Origin of the sequence: Prochlorococcus marinus str. MIT 0912 (assembly GCF_027359595.1) — a bacterium.
Classification (GTDB): Bacteria; Cyanobacteriota; Cyanobacteriia; order PCC-6307; family Cyanobiaceae; genus Prochlorococcus_B; species Prochlorococcus_B marinus_C.
On the sequence record NZ_CP114783.1, the window covers coordinates 942,124 to 962,920 of the forward strand.

Below are 20,797 nucleotides of genomic sequence, written 5' to 3' on the forward strand. Positions count from 1 at the left end.
AATCTCTAGGGGATGACCCAAGACATTCTGCTCTTAACTGCTCTTGTTGCGGTTGTTTTAATTGGTTCCGCAATGTGCTCAGGAATAGAAGCAGCGCTATTGGCTGTTAATCCATTACACGTGCATGAGCTAGCAAGAAGAAGTCCAAAAGTTTTAGGCGCTAAAAGATTGGAAAAATTACGCCACAGACTTGGGAGGACTTTAACTGTCGTAACAATTGCTAATAATAGTTTCAATATTTTTGGAAGTCTAATGGTTGGTAGCTACGCAAGTTTCATTTTCCAAAATCGAATCGGATATCTAATGCCAATATTTTCGATTGGCCTGACCATTCTTGTTTTACTTCTTGGAGAAATTGTACCCAAAGCTCTTGGTACAAGACTTGCATTGCAAATCAGTTTAACTAGCGCTCCTATTCTGGATTTCTTAAGTATAATAATGAGACCATTGCTAATATTTCTAGAACGTCTATTGCCAATCATCACTGCCAAGAGTGAGCTAACAACAGACGAAGAAGAAATAAGACAAATGGCTATACTTGGCTCTCAAATCGGTCAAATTGAAGCAGATGAAGCTGCAATGATATCCAAGGTTTTTCAGCTCAATGATCTTACGGCTAAAGATCTTATGACTCCGAGAGTTGCTGCCCCTACACTCCCAGGAAGAGTATCTCTTCAATCTGTCAGATCAAACTTATTAGAGAATAATTCAACTTGGTGGGTAGTTTTAGGTGAAGAGGTAGACAAGGTAGTTGGCGTCGCCAACCGTGAAAAACTCTTAACCTCTTTACTTCGAGGAGACTCCCACCTAACTCCGTACGAGCTAAGCGAAAATGTAGAGTTTGTGCCCGAAATGATTAGAGTAGATAGATTACTTCTTGGATTTAATGAAGACAAAAAAGGAGTCAGAGTCGTTGTAGATGAGTTTGGAGGATTTGTTGGATTGGTAGGAGCAGAAGCGGTCTTAGCAGTATTAGCTGGTTGGTGGGGGAAATCTAAAACATGATTAATAAAAAAGATACACCGACAAAATGCAACTTTTTAATTAATAAATGGAAGAAAAATTTAAATCTTACTAATTATGAGAGAACAAAATTCGAAACCGTTTTAAATCAAATAGATTTTCAAATAAAAAAATTAGAAAAAAAAGAACTACAGATATCAGTATATGGCCGTGTTGGAGTTGGGAAATCAAGCTTATTAAATGCATTAATTGAAAAGCAAATATTTCCCACCGACATACTAAACGGGAATACAAAGGAGTTCAAATCTTATACATGGGACAAAAGATTTAAAAGTTTAAACAAGGTTAAACTAATAGACTCACCAGGTATAGATGAAATCAATAATATCAACAAAGAAGAAATAAATTTTAATTATGTCTTAGATACAGATTTAATTCTATTTGTAATTGATAGTGACATAACTCGCATAGACTTGAATTCCATCGAAGAGCTATTAAGGCAAAAAAAACCGATACTATTAGTCTTAAATCGCTGTGATCAATGGAACACAGAAGAGACAAAACTAATTCTTTCAAGTATTCACAGAAAATTATCATTTTGCAAAAAACAAGTCAAAATTCATCTGGTATCGTCATCTCCACGAGAAGCAAAAATAAAACAAAATGGTACAGTTAGAAGTGAACAAAAAATGCCTAAAGTTGATATTCTAAAGAACGAACTTAAAGAAATTATTGATCAAAGTGGTGAATTTCTTCTTTGTATAAATAGTCTAAGAATTGCAGACCAATTCTACAAATCACTTAAGGAGAATCGAATACTGAGAAAGAGAAAAAAAGCACAAGCTTTAATAGGCAAATATGCAACTTTAAAAGCCTCAGGAATAGTAATTAATCCTTTTTTAATGATTGATCTTTTTACAGGGTTTGCTTTTGATAGTGCCCTTGTTATCCAATTAAGTAAATTATATGGTTTAGAAGTAGGTGGTCCCTCTGCCAGGCAATTAGTTAAAAAGCTTAGTTTTCAAAATTCATTACTAGGGGGTGCTCAAATAGGAATACAAATTACTTTAAATATTTTAAAGCAAATACTGATTCTTACTGCACCTCTTACTGGAGGATTAACCCTTGCCCCTACTGCTCCAATAGCCATTGTACAAGCAGCTCTTGCGATTCATGCAACAAAACTCATAGGTCGTCTCGCAACTTATAAATTTCTTAATTCTACAAATAAAAGAGATGGGCAACCTCGATTAATGTTGAAGTATCTTCTCAAAAAAAATACAGACTTAAGAATAATGGTTGGTGACTGTACACTCCTTACATCAAGTACGGCAAAAAATAAAAATTATTTATTGCCATGAAAGCCAAAATTAACTCAATAGCCTTATTTGGTACCAGTGCAGATCCACCCACTTTGGGTCACGAGGCCTTGTTGAATGAATTAACAAGATTTTTTCCAAAAGTTATAACATGGGCAAGTGATAACCCGGATAAAAAGCATCAAATTCCACTTCTAAAAAGAACTCAGCTTTTAAGAATTCTGGTAAAAAAGATATCACATCCTAAATTAGAACTAATTCAAGAATTGAGTAGCCCTAGGACGATTCATACTCTAAAAAAAGCTTTCCAACTTTGGCCTGAAGCAAGTTTTAGTTTTGTAATTGGTAGTGATTTAGCTGTTCAAGTTCCAAAATGGCTTAATGCCAAGTCTATTCTCAATAAAGCAACAATAGCTATCGCAATGAGAGATGGATGGCCAATTAGTGATCAACAATTAGAGGAAATTAAAAAACTTGGCGGTGAAGTTGACCTATTACCTTTTCGTATACCTAAATCATCCAGTTCAAATTTTAGAGAGAGACCTCAAGAAGGTCTTATCCCTCAAGAACTTATACCAATATTGCTTGAAGAGAATCTATACGGTTTAGCAGATAAAAAATAATGAAATTAGCATTAGCCCAACTCAATCCCATCATTGGAGATCTTGATGGTAATGCCGAGAAAATATTTGAAGTATGTAAAGAGATCAAAAACGAGGATGTGGATCTAGTCATAACACCAGAGCTTTCTTTGATCGGCTACCCTCCTAAAGACTTATTATTTAATCCAAAACTTTACGAAGAACAGAAAGATATCCTAAACAAATTAAGTAAAAGGTTAAGTAACCTTAGTCACAACTTATCTGTATTAATTGGTATCGCAGAACCAACTCCAGATATAGAAATTCCGAAACTTTATAATTCAGTTGTTATTTTAGAAAAAGGTAATTGGAGAGTCGTAGCGAGGAAGCAACTCCTACCAACTTACGATGTTTTTGATGAAAAACGTTATTTTCGTTCTGCAGAAAATAGTAGTATTTTAAATTTTAATAACCAAGAAAAACTTTGGAAGATCGGAATAACTATTTGTGAAGATATATGGGTTGAGCAAAGCCTACAAAATAAAAAGATTATAGGGCAAGATCCTATTAAGTCCCTGGAAAAAGAAAAATTAGACTTACTTATCAATCTTTCAGCTTCTCCATTTATTGAATCGAAAGGTGTATTACGCCAACGAATAGCAGCTAAAGCAGCTGTTCGTCTTTCATGCCCGGTGGTCTATGTCAATCAAGTAGGAGGAAATGATGAATTAATCTTTGACGGTTCTAGTTTTTTGCTTAATAAAAAAGGCAAGTTACAACAAGAACTACCTGCCTTTGAAGAGTCAGTTGGTCTTTGTGACATATCTTCCCTCAAACAACAACTTTCGATATCAAGCAAATACCCATCATCACAAGAAGTTCTTTTCAGAGCTTTAGTTCTTGGAGTTAAAGATTATGCAAGAAAATGTAATTTCGACAGTGCGATTATTGGATTAAGTGGGGGTATCGACTCAGCTCTAGTAGCGACTATTGCAGTAGCAGCATTAGGCATCTCTAAAGTTCATGCGATTTTAATGCCATCTCCATGGAGTTCAGCAGGGTCTGTAGAAGATGCAACGACATTAGCTAATCGACTTAGAATACATTATCGGAGGATTCCGATCTCAGACGTAATGAATAGTTTTAACTATGTTTTATCTAATTCAACAGGGGGAATACCAACCGGTATTACAGCTGAGAATCTACAATCTCGTATTAGAGGAACAATATTGATGGCTCTAGCAAATCAACAAAAACATTTGCTTCTATCTACAGGAAACAAATCAGAACTGGCCGTAGGATACTGCACTCTTTACGGAGACATGAATGGAGGATTGTCTGTCATTGGAGATCTTTACAAGACAAGCGTATTTGATCTATGTAATTGGATAGACAGTGAATCGTCATTCAGTTGTAGAAATGATTTTTTTCTCCCTGAAACAGGAGAAATTATAGGCTCTGAAATAAGGAACAAGCCTCCCAGTGCTGAATTACGCCCAGAACAATTAGATAGCGACTCTTTGCCGGATTATTTTACTCTTGATCCAATACTAAAAGGATTGATTGAACAGCACTTACCCACTGAAGTTTTAATAGAAAAAGGATTTGATAAAAAAATTGTTCATGAAGTAGCCAATTTATTAAAGAACGCTGAGTTCAAACGTTATCAAGCACCTCCTTTATTGAAAATCACTAATCAAGCGTTTGGAAGTGGGTGGAAAAAGCCAATAGCATCAAGATAAATCCTTAAATTCACTTCTATTCATCATTCAATTCCCTTAAGCAATCAATTGGTCTTTGCAGAGACTTTATATTAATCCCATGACGTAAAGCTGTTATTAGTCCTGCAGCCTCTACATAATTTTCAGCATACAAAATATTATTATTTTTTTGACCACTTAAGCAATCAAGCCTCATCTTCTTGGAGCTAACATTTAATACTCCTTGATTGGAAACTACTATTAAAGGAATAAATCTTTCAATACAAGATAAAACTGCTTCGCCACCTAATGCGCCCTGTGGAACAACTACGGCTCCTAAATCCCTATTCCTTAATAATGTTTTCACTTGTAAAAAAGAATTTTCATTAGATTTGATAGCTGACTTACAGATCAGATCAGGGGCACGACTAAGACCAACTAAAACACTTTGCAAAAATGTATATCCTATCTCCTCTCCCGAGGTTCGCGGGTCTAAATTATAGTCAATTGGCAATGGCGCTAACCCCGGCGCATGTGCACATGGAATCAACAAATGTTTCACAAGAAAATGACTTATTACAGCTTCAACCCCAGCAATAATATCTACACCATTACCTTGTCGATAAAGTTTAGTTTCTAATTCATCACTATCATCAGGAAAGCGAGTTACTACAGCAATTGCAGTAGCGCCTGCTTTCTTAAGTTTTTCAGCAGCTCTCAAAAGAACACCTGGTTCTTCTATATCTCCCCAACTTGAGCCACTTAAACCCTTTTTAAGATTAACTCGTATGGCTCTTTCAGTTGTAATTACAGGACCAATATCTAGCCCCAAACTTGCAACGCAACCATCAGCAACTTGTAAATGTCTTTTTTTTAAATCAGGCTCTAAACCAGCATCTAATAGCAAACCTACTTTTTGTTGTCTTACTGGTCTGAGAAAAACTTCTCCAGCAGCAAAAAGATTTAAACTATACCCTTCTACATATTGGATACAAGTATCTGACCAATATAAAGATCCACCATTCATAACATTAGGGTGTGTTATTAAACATTCACTTGCAGAAGCAAGCAATCTTGCAGCAGGGATTGCATCACCTGCATACCCACCAACACTGCACCCTATACCAGTAGGAATGATCAATAATGTTGGCAAAGGATTAGTGTTAGTCATAAAGAAATCAATTCAACACAAGATTTATACCTTTGCTCTTATCTTGATTAATAACCAACACAGCTTCTACAGATATTATCTGGATTTTTTTTTCAGAATGAGTAGTAACTGAAGTAATTGCCCACCTAAGTGGTTCACCATATTTCATTAGCTCAGATAATATATAGTTTTTCAAGTCAAACACTCTTAATTCATAAGACCAATCGAGGTCTAATTCTATAAACTCAAGATTCACTTTATTAATTACTTATACTTTGATAATTCGCAAAGATGGAATCAGATAAGAAATCAAGCTGCAGCGCCGCCAACAACTTCTAAAATTTCTTGCGTAATTGCAGCTTGTCGAGCCTTATTATAATCAATCGTAAGATTTTTAGCCAATTCCTTTGCATTATCACTGGCGTTATTCATTGCCGTCATCCTGCTCGCTAACTCTGAAGCTGCAGACTCTTGTAAAGCACGTAGTAATTGATTCTGTAAATAAAGAGGTAAAAGAGCATTCAAAAGTTGATCAGGACTTTGTTCAAAAACAATATCCGATGGTAATTTCGGCTCCTCATTCGAAGGAGCAGCATCTTTCTCAATAATTAATTGGCTATCTTTTGTAGTCAACCTGAAAATTTCATCTTCTGAATCTGCTATTCCTTGAGGATCTAAAGGTAATAGAGTTTGTATTGTTGGATTACAACTAACCAAACTTACAAACTTAGTAAAAATGACCTCTACTCTATCAGTGCTTTCAGAGAGAAATTCTGCTAATACTTCACTAGTAATAGAGCCAGCATCCTCAGAAGTCGGAACTTGTTCTAATTCTTTAAATGTCGCTCTTATATTATAAAGACTAGATCTATTCTCGAAATATCCTATTGCTTTCTTACCAATCAAAACCAGGTCAGGACTATATCCTTGACCTTTTAATTCGGCATAGCGTTTCTCAGTTCGTTTAATAATATTTGCGTTATAGCCCCCACATAATCCTCTATCGCCAGTAACAGCCAAGATAGTGATTGTCTTAACTTCACGCCTATTGAGTAAAGGAGAGTCAGCAGCTTCAAACTGCATTCTTGATTGTATATTTTCTAAAACCCTTGCCAATCGATCAGCGAAAGGTCTACTCCGTAGGACTTGATCCTGTGCTCTCCGAACTTTAGCAGCAGCAACGAGTCTCATCGCTTCTGTGATTTTCCTTGTGTTTTTGACAGATACAATTCTGTCTCTTATGTCCTTAAGGTTAGCCATAGGTGATTGTCTCTCTTAGATAGCTTTGTATTTAAGCCGCAAGCATCGAGGATTTAACCTCGTTAATAGCGTCTTTAAGCATTGATTCAGAGACTTCACTTAAGACTTTTTCGGAGAGAACGTTCTTAATGAAATCAGCTTTATTTGTTTTTAGATAATCACGCAATTCACGAGCAAACTTTGTCACTTCCTCCTCAGGAACTTCATCAATCAATCCTTTAACACCTGCATAAACAATGGCAACTTGTTCAGCCAAATTCAGAGGGTCAAATTGAGGTTGCTTAAGAAGTTCTCTTAACCTTTTGCCTCTACCTAACTGCTTTTGAGTAGCCTCGTCAAGATCTGAAGCAAATTGAGAGAATGCCGCAAGTTCATCAAACTGAGCAAGTTCAAGTTTTAACGTACCTGCAATTTTCTTAATAGCTTTCGTTTGCGCAGCTCCTCCTACTCGACTAACTGATATACCAACATTAATTGCAGGTCTTAATCCAGAGTTGAATAAATCTGAACTCAAGAAAATCTGACCATCAGTAATTGAAATAACGTTGGTCGGTATATAAGCAGAAACGTCACCAGCCTGAGTTTCAATAATAGGTAAAGATGTCATGGATCCTGCACCCATCGCATCAGAAAGTTTTGCAGCCCTCTCAAGCAAACGACTATGGCAGTAAAAAACATCTCCTGGATATGCTTCACGACCTGGTGGACGACGTAAAAGTAATGACATTTGCCTGTATGCCTGAGCTTGCTTGGTTAAGTCATCATAAATAACTAGTGTTGCCTTACCTTGATACATAAAGTGCTCAGCAATTGCTGCACCTGTATACGGAGCTAAATATTGTAAAGCTGCAGCTTCAGAAGCTCCTGCATTAACAATAATCGTGTAATCCAAAGCTCCTTTTTCTTTAAGAACCTCAACTACATTTGCCACTGATGCTTGTTTTTGACCAACCGCTACATAAACACAAACAACATCTTGACCTTTTTGGTTGATAATTGTATCAATTGCTATTGCAGTTTTCCCTGTTTGACGATCTCCAATAATCAGTTCTCTCTGACCTCTTCCAATAGGAATCATCGCATCAATAGATGTGATACCAGTCTGCATAGGCTCATGTACTGACTTTCTCTTGATAATTCCAGGAGCTATTGACTCAATTAATCTTGAGTCAGTTGTAGCCATTTCTCCTTTTCCATCAATTTGCTGTCCAAGAGGATTAACAACTCTTCCAAGCATTGCCTCACCTACTGGGACTGAAGCAATTTTTCCAGTTGCTTTGACTGTGCTTCCCTCTTGAACTCCTAAAGCTTCACCCATCAAAACGACACCAACATTGTCATCCTCAAGGTTTAAAGCAATCCCTTCTGTTCCATCTTCAAATTCTACTAATTCACCTGCCATGACCTTTTCAAGGCCATACACTCTTGCGATACCATCACCAATTTGTAAAACAGTACCTACATTGCTCACAGATACTGACTTATCGTAATCAGCTATCTGCTGTTTAAGGATTGAACTGATCTCGTCGGGACGTATGGAAACCATGGGATTAACTTAAGTTGGGGAAGATGAAAGGGAGGGAGAAGGGAGAAAGTCAGGTGAGAATTAGCTGACTTTGGCCAAAGCTAGACCAAGTCGCCTAACTTGCCCTGCAATGCTGGCATCAATGACCTTTGATCCAACATTGACAACAAAGCCGCCTAGCAATTCGGAATCGACTTTGAGATCGATCTCCAAATTATCCGTACCAGCTATAGATTGTACTTTCTTGAGTAGCTCAGATTGTTGTTCTTCATTTAGAGCTGAAGCTGAAGTTATTGTTGCTAAAGCAATATTTCTTTGTTCTCGATAGATTTCCAATAATCTTTCAAGAACAGAATTCAACAATCCAATTCTCTGTCTATCTGCTAAAAGTTTTAGAAGATTTAAGAAAGAGGGAGTGATCTGACTAGAAAACAGCTTTTCTAAAGCTAGTTTTTTTTGATTCACCTCTAAAACTGGCGATGACATCGCATCACTAAATTCAGGACAAGTATTCCAAAGTTCTAAAATAGATTTAGCTTGAGAAACTACTTCATCAACCTCATTGCGGCTTTCAGCTACTTGGATGAAAGCTTCAGCGTATGGAGTAGTAATAGTATTAAGTAGTGGCATTAGTTGTCTCCAATATTTTTAATTGACTGTTTAAGAAAATTATCTTGAGTATTTGAATCTAATTTTTTAGGAAGCATTGCCAAAGCTTTTTCAATAGCAAGTTCTGCAGCCTCTTTTCTTAATTGAGAAGTTACTCTTGCAGCTTCAGCATTCAAGTCAGACGCAGCGCCTTGTTTAATTCTTGCCATTTCTTCAACAGTCCTTTTTTCGCTCTCTAGACGAATTGCTTCAGCTCTAGCTTTGCAATCATTTCTGATTTTGTCGGCTTTTTGCTTGGCTGATGCAAGTTCGTCTTTTGCTTGTGAAAGAGAATCTTTTGCTTTAGTTAAGCGCTCTTCTGCCTCTTTCAGGTCAGACAGGATTGTAGTTCTGCGTCTTTCAAGGATTTTCCCTAAAAAACCTGGCAAGAACTTATAGAGGCCAAAAACAACAACAGCCAAGTTGATGATATTGGTCTCAAAAATATTTAAATTGAGGCCAAAGCCTTCGGAAGCGAAAATTAAAGAAGTCATTTTTTTGCCAAAAGTCTTTCAACAATCAAATCACCAAGATTTTCAGCCTCGCTTTTGAGCTGACTAAGAGCTTCATCTCTTTGTGAATCAATCTCTCGCCTAGCTTTCTCTCTCGATGCATTTGCCTCTGAAGTAGCAAGAGCAAGGGCTTCTTTATAAAGATTCTCAGAATCCTGCTCTGCCTCAAGAATCACCTTCTGAGCTTCAAGACGGGCCTCTTTGAGCTGATCTTTGAGTTCTGTTTCTAATCGATCAACTTCAGCGATTTTTTTCTTTGCTTCTGCCCGACTTGTATTTACATAATCCTCTCTTTCCTCAACTACCCGTCCAACAGGTTTGAAGAAAAGAGCATTAAGTATGAAAGTCAGTATTACAACTTGGACCGCCATAAGCGGAAGAGTTGCATCGAAATCAAACAGACCTCCCTCAGAGGCACCAAACAAAAACAAAGTTGGCATTAGCTAGGGGTGCAAGAATTTAAGCGAGCCGGAAAACGGCAATTGAAATTTGCTTAAGAATTTTCAAATATTGGGGCTGAAAGTTAATCAAATTGATTGATTTACTCAATCAGCCCTTTTTTGAAATATTCAACCAGCAAAAGGGTTAGCAAAGAGAAGCACCAATGCAACCACAAGGCCATAAATGGTAAGTGATTCCATGAAAGCGAAAGAAAGAAGCAAAGTACCTCTGATTTTTCCCTCAGCTTCTGGTTGACGGGCTATACCCTCTACTGCTCCTTGTGCAGCACTACCCTGACCGATACCAGGGCCTATTGCGCCAAGGCCTACAGCTAAACCAGCTGCAACAACTGATGCGGCGGTGGTAATGGAATCCATAATTCTGCTAAAGATGTGTAGCGCTTTAAACGCTTATAGAGTTGTGACCGGGAGTTTATACCTGCGAGGGGTGCATCTCATAGTTCTTGAGATGATACTGAAAGAATTTCAGGCCTCAAAGCAGGAAATTTGCCATTGAAAAGTTAATTCAGTAGCAAAAAATTATGATTAATGATGCTCTTCAACTGCTTCCCCGATGTAATAGGCAGCAAGAGTTGCAAAAATCAGAGCTTGAATAGCACTAGTAAACAAGCCTAGAAACATAACAGGAACTGGAAGAACAAGAGGTACAAGAAAAACAAGTACCGCTACAACAAGTTCATCCGCCAAAATGTTTCCAAATAAACGGAATGAAAGAGAGAGAGGCTTTGTAAAATCTTCAACAATTTTGAATGGGAGCATTATTGGCGTTGGGTGGACGTAATACTCGAAGTAACGCAAACCCTTATTGCTCAACCCCGCATAGAAATATGAAAGAGATACCAGTAGTGCTAAAGCAACAGTCGTATTTATGTCAGCTGTAGGTGCTCCAAGTTCACCACTTGGTAGTTCAATCAGCTTCCATGGAACTAATGCTCCGCCCCAGTTGCTCACGAATATGAACAGAAAGAGGGTTCCGATGAAAGGCATCCAATCTCTATAAACCTTTTCACCAATTTGTGTTCTTGCGAGATCACGTATGTAGTCCCATAGAAATTCCAAAAGATTTTGTACACCTTTTGGATCACGCTCCATTTTTTTTGTTCCAATAACTACTAAGGCAAGCAAAGCGCCTATGAGCAGCCATGAAGTCATAAAAACTTGGCCGTGAATTCTAAAATTTCCAATTTGCCAATAGAGATGTTGACCCACCTCTAATTCAGCAAAAGGAAGAACAAATGGTAAAAAACCCATTTATCTGGAAGTTAGGTTGCGTAGAAAATAAACGCCAAACAAACAAAACTTAAAAATTTAATTTCTAAAAAGTACCTAGGGCATTAATAGAAACTGAATAATTAACGCTGGTTTATAAAGCAAAAATCCTAATAAAGCCGGTATTAAATCAAGTTGAGGAAATCTAGAAGATACCAAAACCAAAAGGACCGGAACTAACAACTGGACTTTACCGACGATTTTTGATGAAGTACCAAGTCTTCCAATTCCGCGAGCAAGCAAGCGAAAATAAAAAATCCCTGATAAAGCACCAATGAATATGCTTGCACTAGCTTGGATTCCCCAAAAGAAACCTGCTATGCCAACAGAAAAAATAGTCAATAAAAAGGCAAGACGGAATACTCGAAATTGAAGTTCAAGGTATTCGTCTATTTTGACTCCGGACGATGAGTCCGATGAATCAATATCCAGAAGAGGATCATGACTTGAGCAATTTTCAATAGTCTCAGATGCCACAAAAATCCCTCCTATTGGAGTTCCTTAGTGATAGTGAGAAGTTGTTTTGCAAACAAGACACCTAAGCTCTCTGCAAAGGCCCGGGGAATCTATCACGAGACTTGCATCAAAACAAAAAAAATTTTTATCAATAAATTAAAAAGTTGGTTAATTTAATAAATTTGAGTAAAAATTTTAAGCAAATTTTTAATTATCTAAATATAAATCAATAAATAGTCTCTTTAAAAATTAAATCCTTGTGATATAGAATAAAATAATTAAAAATTTGTCTATTTCTTTCAATTCTGTCTCTAATAACTAACAATTAACTTTAAACATATAAAAATCTTCTTGAATTTTCATCAATTCCATAAAAAAGTAAATTAACTACATTTAAAGACTTGGCAAGATGGCAATTAAACGTCTCAATGGTTTATAAGCAAAAGATCCTTTGAGTAATATTTCTGACAAAAAAATTCATTCAGGACCTGTAAGAAAAAAGGGTCGCAAATCGAATTATTATATGAGTAATTTAATAAACAAGAATATACTTCCATTGCCTTGGTCTTATTGGCCAAAGGAGGGGCGATTAATCATGGGATTAATTGCCTTTTGGAGCATATCAGGCATCTTTATTCTTGGATCAGCTAGTTGGTGGGTAGCCATCAGAGAAATGGGAGAAGGTGCTTATTACATAAAAAGACAACTAATTTGGCTAGTTGCTAGTTGGAGCATTTTCTATATAGCCATAAATATAAATCTAAAAAATTGGCTTAGATTTTCAGGACTATGCCTTCTTATTGGCATGGTTCTAATTGCATCAACAAGCTTTTTCGGCAGCACCGTTAATGGGTCTACTCGATGGTTGATTATTGGTCCAATCCAAATTCAACCATCAGAGTTAATCAAACCTTTCATCATTCTCCAAAGTGCAAAGCTTTTTGGTCAATGGGAAAGAATAAATTCAGAAAAAAAAATTTTTTGGTTAACTATTTTTGCATCCATCATTTTACTAATTATAAAGCAACCAAATTTAAGCACCGCTGCACTAATAGGAATATTACTTTGGATTATTGCATTAGCATCAGGTATTAACTTACGATATCTTTTTAACACGGCTATTTCCGGCTTTTTTATTGGTTCATTAAGCATTTTTTTTAATGCCTATCAACAAAGCCGAATTATGTCATTTATCAACCCATGGAAAGATCCACAAGGAAGTGGATATCAGTTAATTCAGAGTCTTTATGCTATTGGTTCGGGAGGTCTATTTGGAGAAGGTTATGGTCTTTCAATGCAAAAATTACAATACTTACCATTCAGAAGTACTGATTTTATATTTGCTGTTTTTGCTGAAGAATTTGGATTCTTTGGATCTATTTTGCTTTTATCATTTCTTCTTGTAGTTTCATATTTAACTCTTAAAATCTCTCTTAATTGTAGAAATAATTGCTCTAAACTAATCTCTATTGGATCAGGTACTATTCTTGTTGGCCAATCAATTATGCATATCGCAGTGGCATCAGGAGCAATGCCTACGACTGGACTACCTTTCCCATTAATTAGTTATGGGGGCAACTCTTTGATGTCAAGCTTAGTAATAGCAGCCTTATTAGTCAGATCCTCTATTGAATCTTCAGATTTATTAATTAAAAACCCCTCAAACAAACTTTTAACCAGATAATCTGGAGTAAGGACCTAGATTGGCAAATCTCTTTTTGAACATTTCTTCTATAAGTTTAATATTCTCTGATTTGACTCGTTATGGCGAGCACTTAATTGATAATGGGCTCAGTAATCCAACCCCCCTAACAATTCTGATAGTTTTCACGGGAGGGCTTTTAACTAGTTTAGGGCCCTGTTCATTGTCACTTTTACCAATAACAGTTGCATATCTAGCTGGATTTAAAAATAACCAAAGCCCTTTACAAAAAACGATTAGCTTCTGCAGCGGTATAGTGATTTCACTAGTTGTATTAGGGAGTCTAAGCGGATTTTTAGGGAAAATTTATGGTCAATTACCAGGTTTCTTTTCAATATTCATAAGCTTTCTGGCAATAATTATGGGCCTTAATCTGCTTGGGATTTTTAAATTCTCCCTTCCACGTGGTCCTGAGCCTGAAATTTGGACAAATCAAGTTCCTCCTGCATTTGCCCCAGTTTCAGCAGGTTTTGCTTTTGGATTAGCCTCCTCGCCTTGTACTACTCCTGTTCTTGCAGTTCTTCTAGCATGGGTAGCCAAACAAGCTAATCCTCTCAGTGGCACAATTTTTCTTGGAAGTTTTGCAATTGGACAGATTGTTCCTTTATTTTTAGCAGGTACTTTTGCAGCAACTATACCTAAATTATTATCGTTAAGACCTATTGGGAAATGGGTTCCACCAATTAGTGGAATGATGTTGTTAACAATAGGTATTCTAAGCCTTCTTTCAATTTGGATATAAAATAGATGAAAAAAATTAGCCAAGTTTTAAACTGGCTTTCTAGCTTAAAAATCGCGATATTACTATTATTATTAATAGCTATTTCATGTGCAGCGGGGACATTAGTACCACAACAGGAATCAGATCAATTTTATTACGATAATTTTAATAAAAATCCTTTTCTTGGAATAATTAATGCAAATATATTACTCTTTTTTCAATTCAATCATGTCTATACAAGTTTCTGGTTTTTATTCTTACTCATTTGGCTTGGTTTATCCCTTTCAGTTTGTAGTTTCAGAAGACAATTACCGATACTTAAATCAGCATTAAATTGGGTAGATTATAAATCACCTCGTCAAATAGCAAAACTTGCTATTGCTCAAACAATAGTGACTAATAATTACTTGGAAAGCTTAGAAAAAATTAAAACTAATTTAAAAAAGCAAGGTTGGAATATAAAAGAAACAGATGGAAGGATAGCTGCTCGCCAAGGCGTAATAGGTAGATTAGGTCCTATTTTAATTCATCTAGGCATGATCCTATTAATGATAGGTGCAACATACGGTTCATTAAATGGAAAAACCATAGAACAATTTTTAGCCCCTGGACGATCAATAGATTTATTAAACAATAATGAAGAGAAAGGGTTAACTATTGAATTACAAAAATTTCAAATCGAAAGAGATCCACAAGGAAGAGCTGAGCAGTATAGGTCTATAGTCAATGTTATTGAACCAAATGGAAATAATCAATCAAAAGAAATTAGTGTTAATTATCCATTAAGATACAAAGGACTTACATTATATCAAGCCGACTGGTCTTTGGCTGCAATAACTATTCAAATTTCAAATAGTCCAAAACTACAAATTCCAATAGAACCTATTCCTGAGCTAGGTGAACAAGTTTGGGGGACAATTATACCTACAAAAAAAGATGGTAAAGACCCAATTTTAGTAACCGTAAAGAGCGAGCAAGGACCAGTCAGTATTTATGATAATGATGGTGCATTACTTACAAACTTAAGTACAAATAAGGAAGCAAGAGTCAAAGAGACTTTAATAAAGATAATTAATATAATCCCAAGTAGCGGATTACTTTTAAAGCATGATCCTGGAGTACCTCTTGTTTATACTAGTTTTGCGATAATACTTATTGGAGGTTCACTTAGTATTATTTCCACTAAGAAAATCTGGGTATTACATGAAAAGGAAAAATCTTTGATTTATGTAGGTGGTTTAAGCAACAGGAATCTCTCTGGTCTTTCAAAAGAGCTGCCAAAATTTATTAGTTTCTTAGAGAGTTAGCTCTAAATTAATTCTTTTGCCGTGACAGACTCTAATGATTGTATGAACATTACCTCTAGGATTAAAATCAGCTTCTAATTGAATCCATTTAGGATCAGAAACCTCAACAAAATTATCGATTATTTTATTCGTAACCTCTTCATGAGATATTTTCATTTCTCGAAAGCTATTTAAGTAAAGTTTAATTGCTTTTAATTCTATAACCTTGTTATTTGGTTGATATTTAATTCTCAAAGTTGCAAAATCCGGATAACCGGAGAAAGGGCACTTACATGTGAATTCAGGAAAAACTATTGAAATTTCATAATCCCTATTAACATTTGGATTTGGGAAACATATTAAGCTCCCGGCCTCTATTTCCCTCTCTCCATACATAATTTCCTCTTTGATGTCTTTTTCTCGTCTAACCACATTTCAATAGAATTCAAAACTCACACTACATAAAAGCTTGATTAAAAATACAAACTTTAAATAAATTCTTCTAATCAAAAATAGCGAAATAATTTCAAAAGCCTGATTTGTATCAAAGCGTACAAAATTAATCATCGCCATGCCCCCTAATAGATACAACACAGGTTTTTGTATGGACATTAGTCTTTCTGAAAAAAGAATTGGAACTCAAATAGATCCAAAGAGTGTTCATGGAATCCTTTGGCTACAAACTCATTTTGAATCCAACCATTGGGAATCGATAAGTAATGGTCTAGTCATAATTCCTACCAAGGATGCAAAAATGCTTGGGGAAGATGCACTAGCAGCTGGTCTAAATGTAAATTTCATCAATTCTCTAAGTCATTTAGACAAAATCTCATAAAAATTATCTAATATTCTTTAAGTAATCTAAAGTGGTATGAAAAAGATAGAAGCAATAATCCGCCCTTTTAAGTTGGAGGATGTAAAGATCGCATTAGTTAATGCAGGTATTGTTGGCATGACAGTAAGCGAAGTAAGGGGTTTCGGTCGACAAAAAGGACAAGTTGAGAGATATAGAGGTTCAGAATTCACCGTTGAGTTCCTTCAAAAACTCAAAATTGAAGTAGTAGTTCCTAATGAAAAAGCTGAGATCGTTTTAAAAGCTATTGCTGATGCGGCCAAGACAGGTGAGATTGGAGATGGGAAAATTTTTGTTAGCCCAATTGATTCAGTTGTTCGAATCAGAACCGGCGACAGAAACGAAACAGCCCTTTAATCGTAATAATTCAAAAGAATAAAACATTTAATAATTTTTCAATTTCAATGTTTTCTTCATTTTTATCACCCATCCAAAGAAGATATTCTTGATTACCAGCTGGACCCTTTAAAGGCGATGCGATCAATCCTTTTGGGTACCATCCAGATTTTTTAGATTCATTTGCTACTCCCTTTATAGCCTCAGCATGCAGTGAATGATCACGAACAACTCCTCCTTTTCCCACTTGATCTTTACCAACTTCAAATTGAGGCTTCACTAAGACAAGCAACTCAGATCGGTTGGCTTTAAGAAGAGATTTAATACTAGGCAGAACAATCTTAAGAGAGATAAAAGATAAGTCTGCGACAGCAAAGTTTGGTATTGGGTCGCCCTCATTAAATAATTTTTCAGGAGTTAAATGCCTAATATTGGTTCGTTCCAATAGAACCACTCTTGGATCATTTCTAATACTCCATGCAGTCTGGCCATAACCAACATCGACTCCATAAACCTTTGCTGCCCCTAACTGCAAAAGACAATCTGTAAAGCCACCAGTTGATATACCAGCATCTAAACAAACCCTATCCTTAATATTTATGGGAAATTGATTAAACGCTTCAGCCAACTTTTCACCTCCTCTTGATACATATCTCAAGGGCTGTGTAACTTCTATCTCAAGATCTTTTAAAACTTCTTGGCCAGGCTTATCTAAAATTTGGCCGTTTATTGATTTAACTTTGCCAGCTCTAATCAGCTTCTGAGCCTCTTGACGTGTTTTCACTAACCCTTTAGTCAGCAAGTGAAGATCTAATCGCGATGATTTAGTCATTATGTTTACAAAAACAAACAGGAAACGGAACAAAAACCGCAGAACTCGTGCTTATCCTCTTTTTCAATAGAGAATCTAATCAACCGACCAAAGGTTTTGTCTAAAAAGCTCAGGCATCCAACCAATGAAAATGAGCTATCTAGCCATGGTCATTTTCATCTAACCTCAAAAAAACAAACTGGAGAAGTGCTTGAACTTCTACCTCCAGGAAGTTTTGCAAAATTTGCAAATCAACCCAATGATTTGCCCCCCTTTCAAGTTATTGATTGCAAAGGAGGCAGATGCAGGGTTAGACAGCAAGCTTGGGGAAGATATGTTCATTGGGAAGTTGAACACAATAGACTCAAGTCAGCTTGACCTTGACGATCTAAATTAAAGTAACCCTTTAACTTTGTAGCACTTTGATTGAGCGTTACACAAACCCAGAGATGGGAAATATTTGGTCTGATCAAGCCAAATACCAAACATGGCTTGATGTTGAAATTGCCGCATGTGAGGCTAATTGCAAATTGGGGAAAATCCCTACAAGTGCAATGGAAACTATTCGATTAAAAGCAAATTTCAAAGCAGCACGCATCCTCGAAATAGAAGCAGAAGTTCGCCATGACGTAATTGCCTTTCTAACAAATGTAAATGAATATGTTGGGGATGCGGGCCGCTTCATTCACGTTGGAATGACCAGTAGCGATGTACTTGATACTGGTCTTGCACTTCAATTAAAGGCATCAGTCAAGCTTTTAAGAAAAGAGCTTTTATTACTTGAAGAAGCCATTAGAGATTTAGCAAGGAAGCATAAGAGAACCGTCATGATTGGACGTTCTCATGCGATTCATGGAGAACCTATTACCTTCGGGTTCAAGTTAGCAGGATGGCTAGCTGAAACTCTCAGAAACAAAGATAGGCTAAATAGCCTTGAGAAAGACATCTCGGTTGGGCAAATCAGCGGTGCTATGGGTACTTATGCCAATACTGATCCAGAAATAGAAAGAATAACTTGCGAACTTTTGGAGCTTGAGTGTGATACTGCTAGCACTCAAGTTATCTCAAGAGATAGGCATGCTAATTATGTACAGATTCTTGCTTTAATTGGATCTTCATTAGATCGTTTTTCTACAGAAATTAGAAATCTTCAAAGAACGGATGTTCTAGAAGTAGAGGAAAACTTTGCTAAAGGCCAAAAAGGAAGCTCAGCAATGCCTCATAAAAGAAATCCTATACGAAGTGAAAGAGTAAGTGGTCTTTCTAGAGTTTTAAGAAGTTATGTAGTTGCAGCTCTTGAAAATGTAGCTCTATGGCATGAAAGAGATATAAGCCACAGCTCTAATGAAAGATTAATGCTGCCAGATACATCTATTACCCTTCATTTCATGATCACAGAAATGACCGAAATTATTAAAGGTCTTGGTGTTTATCCAAATAATATGCTGAAAAATTTGAACATTTATGGAGGAGTAGTTTTCAGTCAAAGAGTTCTTTTAGCTCTAGTTGAGAATGGAATGAGTCGAGAAGATTCTTATCGACTAGTACAAAAGAATGCTCATTCAGCCTGGAATCAAAACGAAGGGAATTTCAAAAAAAACCTTGAGAATGATCCAGAAGTAATGGATAGTCTCTCAACAGAACAACTTTCTGACTGTTTTTCAACCGAATTACATCAATCCAATTTGAGAGTTATTTGGGAAAGACTTGGTATTTAGCTATAAAATCTGAATCAATTAATATCAGTCAATACACTATAGAAAGGGAATAGAACTAGATTCAACTAAAATCCATAGTTATAAGTTTCTGTTCCCTAGGAAACTTATAAATCCTCAACCCAAGATCAATTTCCAATATGAAACGACTTGAGAAAGATAGCTTAGGTTCGATTGATGTTCCAAAGGATGCGCTATGGGGAGCTCAGACGCAACGATCAATATTAAATTTCGCTATTGGTGATGAGGTAATACCACTCGAGATTATTCATGCAATTGCTCAAATAAAAGCCTCTGCTGCTCAAGTAAATAATCATCTAGGTCTAATAAATACAGAAACCACACAATTTATTACCGAAGCAAGTTTAGAAATTATTGAAGGGAAACATAATGATCAATTCCCTGTGAAAGTTTGGCAAACAGGGAGTGGTACTCAAACAAATATGAACGTCAATGAGGTGATTTGTAATATAGCTTCAAAACGTTTAAATAATCCATTAGGTAGTCATGATCCAATACATCCCAATGATCATGTCAATTGCTCTCAATCAACAAACGATGTTTTTCCAGCCGCAATCCAAATAGCCACAATAGTCACATTAAAAGACACCTTAATACCTGAATTAAAAAAACTCATTGATGTATTCCATCAAAAAAGTAAAGAATGGAAAGATATTATAAAAATAGGGCGGACTCATCTTCAAGATGCAGTCCCTCTAACTCTTGGACAAGAAGTCTCTGCTTGGGCTGCTCAATTAGAAACTGCTTTAGCACGTATTGAAATCAACCTCGTGGAACTTTATCCACTTCCTCTTGGAGGAACCGCAATTGGTACTGGCCTTAATACTCCTAAGAATTTCGATAATTTAATTGCTCTTGATATTGCTAGTAAAACAGATTTACCTTTTGAAACTGCAGCTAATAAATTTGCAATTATGGCTAGTCATGATGGTCTTGTAAATATAATGTCTCAACTAAAATTATTAGCCGTAACTCTTCTTAAAATTGTTAATGATCTTCGACTTTTATCTTGTGGGCCTAGAGCTGGATTATCTGAGCTGCAGCTACCAGCTAATGAACCTGGCAGTTCAATAATGCCAGGGAAGATTAATCCTACTCAATGCGAAGCGATGGCAATGGTGTGTACGCAAATAATTGGTATGGACACCTCAGTATCAATTGCAGGTAGTGGAGGATATCTACAAATGAATGTTTATAAACCACTTATTGGCTACAACATTTTAAAAAGTATCAACCTTATTCAAAATGCATGTAAGAGTTGCAGAAAAAATATGATTGAAGGTATTCAACCAAATAAAGAGAAAATCAAAGAATATCTAGATAATTCTTTGATGTTAGTAACTGCATTAGCGCCATCAATCGGATACGAAAAAGCTAGTAAAATTGCCCAATTAGCCCATGAAAAAAATCTAAGTCTAAAACAAGCATCCAATCAACTAAATTATATTGACCAAGAAGAATTTGATAATCTCACTAATCCAAAATCTATGATTGGAGATGAATAAAAA

At 36.2% G+C, this 20,797-nt stretch carries 24 protein-coding genes; 12 read left to right on the forward strand and 12 right to left on the reverse strand.

Features of this window, described 5'->3' with window-relative positions; translation table 11 throughout:
* The first annotated feature begins 12 nt into the window (after positions 1-12).
* Genes O5640_RS05765 through O5640_RS05780 form a run of 4 tightly spaced genes read left to right on the forward strand, consistent with a single transcriptional unit; the run spans position 13 to position 4,605 of the window.
* Positions 13-1,005 (forward strand): CNNM domain-containing protein, encoded by a 993-nt coding sequence (locus O5640_RS05765; protein WP_269613758.1) that lies wholly within the window; start codon positions 13-15, stop codon positions 1,003-1,005.
* Positions 1,002-2,324 carry a DUF697 domain-containing protein gene (locus O5640_RS05770; RefSeq protein WP_269613759.1) on the forward strand — a complete coding sequence of 441 codons (1,323 nt, stop codon included), beginning with the start codon at positions 1,002-1,004 and terminating at the stop codon, positions 2,322-2,324. The genes O5640_RS05765 and O5640_RS05770 overlap by 4 nt, the downstream gene beginning before the upstream one ends.
* Positions 2,321-2,905, forward strand: a complete 585-nt coding sequence (locus tag O5640_RS05775; protein ID WP_269613761.1) for a nicotinate-nucleotide adenylyltransferase — start codon at positions 2,321-2,323, stop codon at positions 2,903-2,905. The genes O5640_RS05770 and O5640_RS05775 overlap by 4 nt, the downstream gene beginning before the upstream one ends.
* On the forward strand, positions 2,905-4,605 hold the full coding sequence (locus O5640_RS05780) for an NAD+ synthase (protein WP_269613762.1): 1,701 nt from the start codon (positions 2,905-2,907) through the stop codon (positions 4,603-4,605). Before O5640_RS05775 ends, O5640_RS05780 begins: the two co-directional genes overlap by 1 nt.
* Before the next feature lie 16 nt (positions 4,606-4,621).
* On the opposite strand, the gene O5640_RS05785 is transcribed toward O5640_RS05780, so the two are convergent.
* From O5640_RS05785 to O5640_RS05830, 10 genes are all read right to left on the reverse strand, one after another.
* Positions 4,622-5,734 (reverse strand): DUF3326 domain-containing protein, encoded by a 1,113-nt coding sequence (locus O5640_RS05785; RefSeq protein ID WP_269613764.1) that lies wholly within the window; start codon positions 5,732-5,734, stop codon positions 4,622-4,624.
* Between the two features lie 7 nt (positions 5,735-5,741).
* Entirely contained in the window at positions 5,742-5,969 is a 228-nt protein-coding gene (locus O5640_RS05790) for a hypothetical protein (protein WP_269613765.1), read from the reverse strand.
* A 53-nt stretch (positions 5,970-6,022) separates the two neighbouring features.
* Positions 6,023-6,973, reverse strand: a complete 951-nt coding sequence (locus O5640_RS05795) for a F0F1 ATP synthase subunit gamma (protein ID WP_269613766.1) — start codon at positions 6,971-6,973, stop codon at positions 6,023-6,025.
* 31 nt (positions 6,974-7,004) lie between these two features.
* Positions 7,005-8,519, reverse strand: a complete 1,515-nt coding sequence (atpA, locus tag O5640_RS05800; protein ID WP_269613767.1) for a F0F1 ATP synthase subunit alpha — start codon at positions 8,517-8,519, stop codon at positions 7,005-7,007.
* Between the two features lie 60 nt (positions 8,520-8,579).
* Positions 8,580-9,128 (reverse strand): ATP synthase F1 subunit delta, encoded by a 549-nt coding sequence (gene atpH / locus O5640_RS05805; protein ID WP_269611406.1) that lies wholly within the window; start codon positions 9,126-9,128, stop codon positions 8,580-8,582.
* Positions 9,128-9,640 (reverse strand): F0F1 ATP synthase subunit B, encoded by a 513-nt coding sequence (locus tag O5640_RS05810; RefSeq protein ID WP_269611407.1) that lies wholly within the window; start codon positions 9,638-9,640, stop codon positions 9,128-9,130. The genes atpH and O5640_RS05810 overlap by 1 nt, the downstream gene beginning before the upstream one ends.
* On the reverse strand, positions 9,637-10,098 hold the full coding sequence (locus tag O5640_RS05815) for a F0F1 ATP synthase subunit B' (protein ID WP_269611409.1): 462 nt from the start codon (positions 10,096-10,098) through the stop codon (positions 9,637-9,639). The genes O5640_RS05810 and O5640_RS05815 overlap by 4 nt, the downstream gene beginning before the upstream one ends.
* Before the next feature lie 129 nt (positions 10,099-10,227).
* Positions 10,228-10,476, reverse strand: a complete 249-nt coding sequence (atpE, locus tag O5640_RS05820; protein ID WP_011125758.1) for an ATP synthase F0 subunit C — start codon at positions 10,474-10,476, stop codon at positions 10,228-10,230.
* A 168-nt stretch (positions 10,477-10,644) separates the two neighbouring features.
* A complete protein-coding gene (gene atpB, locus O5640_RS05825) occupies positions 10,645-11,370 on the reverse strand; it encodes a F0F1 ATP synthase subunit A (protein ID WP_269611410.1) in 726 nt (241 codons plus the stop codon).
* A gap of 75 nt (positions 11,371-11,445) precedes the next feature.
* The gene (locus tag O5640_RS05830; protein WP_269611411.1) at positions 11,446-11,865 is read right to left on the reverse strand and encodes an ATP synthase subunit I; all 420 of its coding nucleotides are present in this window, start codon (positions 11,863-11,865) and stop codon (positions 11,446-11,448) included.
* Positions 11,866-12,295: 430 nt separating this feature from the next.
* On the opposite strand from O5640_RS05830, the gene O5640_RS05835 reads away from it, so the two are divergent.
* The 3 genes from O5640_RS05835 to O5640_RS05845 are packed head-to-tail and all read left to right on the forward strand — an operon-like array spanning position 12,296 to position 15,574.
* On the forward strand, positions 12,296-13,528 hold the full coding sequence (locus O5640_RS05835; protein ID WP_269611412.1) for an FtsW/RodA/SpoVE family cell cycle protein: 1,233 nt from the start codon (positions 12,296-12,298) through the stop codon (positions 13,526-13,528).
* A gap of 19 nt (positions 13,529-13,547) precedes the next feature.
* Positions 13,548-14,288, forward strand: a complete 741-nt coding sequence (locus O5640_RS05840) for a cytochrome c biogenesis CcdA family protein (RefSeq protein ID WP_269611413.1) — start codon at positions 13,548-13,550, stop codon at positions 14,286-14,288.
* A 5-nt stretch (positions 14,289-14,293) separates the two neighbouring features.
* The gene (locus tag O5640_RS05845; protein ID WP_269611414.1) at positions 14,294-15,574 is read left to right on the forward strand and encodes a cytochrome c biogenesis protein ResB; all 1,281 of its coding nucleotides are present in this window, start codon (positions 14,294-14,296) and stop codon (positions 15,572-15,574) included.
* On the opposite strand, the gene queF is transcribed toward O5640_RS05845, so the two are convergent.
* Positions 15,563-15,949, reverse strand: a complete 387-nt coding sequence (gene queF, locus O5640_RS05850) for a preQ(1) synthase (protein ID WP_420063702.1) — start codon at positions 15,947-15,949, stop codon at positions 15,563-15,565. The genes O5640_RS05845 and queF overlap by 12 nt on opposite strands.
* Positions 15,950-16,124: 175 nt before the next feature.
* Between queF and O5640_RS05855 the strand changes: the two genes are divergently transcribed.
* Together O5640_RS05855 and O5640_RS05860 are read left to right on the forward strand one after the other, a co-directional pair.
* On the forward strand, positions 16,125-16,388 hold the full coding sequence (locus O5640_RS05855; RefSeq protein ID WP_269611416.1) for a hypothetical protein: 264 nt from the start codon (positions 16,125-16,127) through the stop codon (positions 16,386-16,388).
* A gap of 36 nt (positions 16,389-16,424) precedes the next feature.
* Positions 16,425-16,763: a P-II family nitrogen regulator gene (locus O5640_RS05860; RefSeq protein ID WP_269611417.1), complete on the forward strand. Its 339-nt coding sequence runs from the start codon at positions 16,425-16,427 to the stop codon at positions 16,761-16,763.
* 10 nt (positions 16,764-16,773) lie between these two features.
* On the opposite strand, the gene O5640_RS05865 is transcribed toward O5640_RS05860, so the two are convergent.
* Entirely contained in the window at positions 16,774-17,574 is an 801-nt protein-coding gene (locus O5640_RS05865; protein ID WP_269611418.1) for a TlyA family RNA methyltransferase, read from the reverse strand.
* Positions 17,575-17,670: 96 nt separating this feature from the next.
* Between O5640_RS05865 and O5640_RS05870 the strand changes: the two genes are divergently transcribed.
* The 3 genes from O5640_RS05870 (at position 17,671) to O5640_RS05880 (ending at position 20,794) form a co-directional block, all read left to right on the forward strand.
* On the forward strand, positions 17,671-17,931 hold the full coding sequence (locus O5640_RS05870; protein ID WP_269611419.1) for a hypothetical protein: 261 nt from the start codon (positions 17,671-17,673) through the stop codon (positions 17,929-17,931).
* A 44-nt stretch (positions 17,932-17,975) separates the two neighbouring features.
* The gene (purB, locus tag O5640_RS05875; protein ID WP_269611420.1) at positions 17,976-19,271 is read left to right on the forward strand and encodes an adenylosuccinate lyase; all 1,296 of its coding nucleotides are present in this window, start codon (positions 17,976-17,978) and stop codon (positions 19,269-19,271) included.
* A 128-nt stretch (positions 19,272-19,399) separates the two neighbouring features.
* Entirely contained in the window at positions 19,400-20,794 is a 1,395-nt protein-coding gene (locus O5640_RS05880) for a class II fumarate hydratase (RefSeq protein WP_269613811.1), read from the forward strand.
* Positions 20,795-20,797: the final 3 nt, after the last annotated feature.

Bases quoted from the DNA above. Each gene is read 5' to 3' on its own strand.
- atpH (WP_269611406.1), bottom strand. From the start codon at position 9,128: ATGCCACTACTTAATACTATTACTACTCCATACGCTGAAGCTTTCATC.
- O5640_RS05845 (WP_269611414.1), top strand. From the start codon at position 14,294: ATGAAAAAAATTAGCCAAGTTTTAAACTGGCTTTCTAGCTTAAAAATC.
- O5640_RS05785 (WP_269613764.1), bottom strand. From the start codon at position 5,734: ATGACTAACACTAATCCTTTGCCAACATTATTGATCATTCCTACTGGT.
- O5640_RS05815 (WP_269611409.1), bottom strand. From the start codon at position 10,098: ATGCCAACTTTGTTTTTGTTTGGTGCCTCTGAGGGAGGTCTGTTTGAT.
- O5640_RS05795 (WP_269613766.1), bottom strand. From the start codon at position 6,973: ATGGCTAACCTTAAGGACATAAGAGACAGAATTGTATCTGTCAAAAAC.
- atpE (WP_011125758.1), bottom strand. From the start codon at position 10,476: ATGGATTCCATTACCACCGCCGCATCAGTTGTTGCAGCTGGTTTAGCT.
- O5640_RS05780 (WP_269613762.1), top strand. From the start codon at position 2,905: ATGAAATTAGCATTAGCCCAACTCAATCCCATCATTGGAGATCTTGAT.
- atpA (WP_269613767.1), bottom strand. From the start codon at position 8,519: ATGGTTTCCATACGTCCCGACGAGATCAGTTCAATCCTTAAACAGCAG.
- O5640_RS05770 (WP_269613759.1), top strand. From the start codon at position 1,002: ATGATTAATAAAAAAGATACACCGACAAAATGCAACTTTTTAATTAAT.
- O5640_RS05775 (WP_269613761.1), top strand. From the start codon at position 2,321: ATGAAAGCCAAAATTAACTCAATAGCCTTATTTGGTACCAGTGCAGAT.
- O5640_RS05855 (WP_269611416.1), top strand. From the start codon at position 16,125: ATGCCCCCTAATAGATACAACACAGGTTTTTGTATGGACATTAGTCTT.
- queF (WP_420063702.1), bottom strand. From the start codon at position 15,949: ATGTATGGAGAGAGGGAAATAGAGGCCGGGAGCTTAATATGTTTCCCA.
- O5640_RS05810 (WP_269611407.1), bottom strand. From the start codon at position 9,640: ATGACTTCTTTAATTTTCGCTTCCGAAGGCTTTGGCCTCAATTTAAAT.
- O5640_RS05765 (WP_269613758.1), top strand. From the start codon at position 13: ATGACCCAAGACATTCTGCTCTTAACTGCTCTTGTTGCGGTTGTTTTA.
- O5640_RS05860 (WP_269611417.1), top strand. From the start codon at position 16,425: ATGAAAAAGATAGAAGCAATAATCCGCCCTTTTAAGTTGGAGGATGTA.
- O5640_RS05865 (WP_269611418.1), bottom strand. From the start codon at position 17,574: ATGACTAAATCATCGCGATTAGATCTTCACTTGCTGACTAAAGGGTTA.
- atpB (WP_269611410.1), bottom strand. From the start codon at position 11,370: ATGGGTTTTTTACCATTTGTTCTTCCTTTTGCTGAATTAGAGGTGGGT.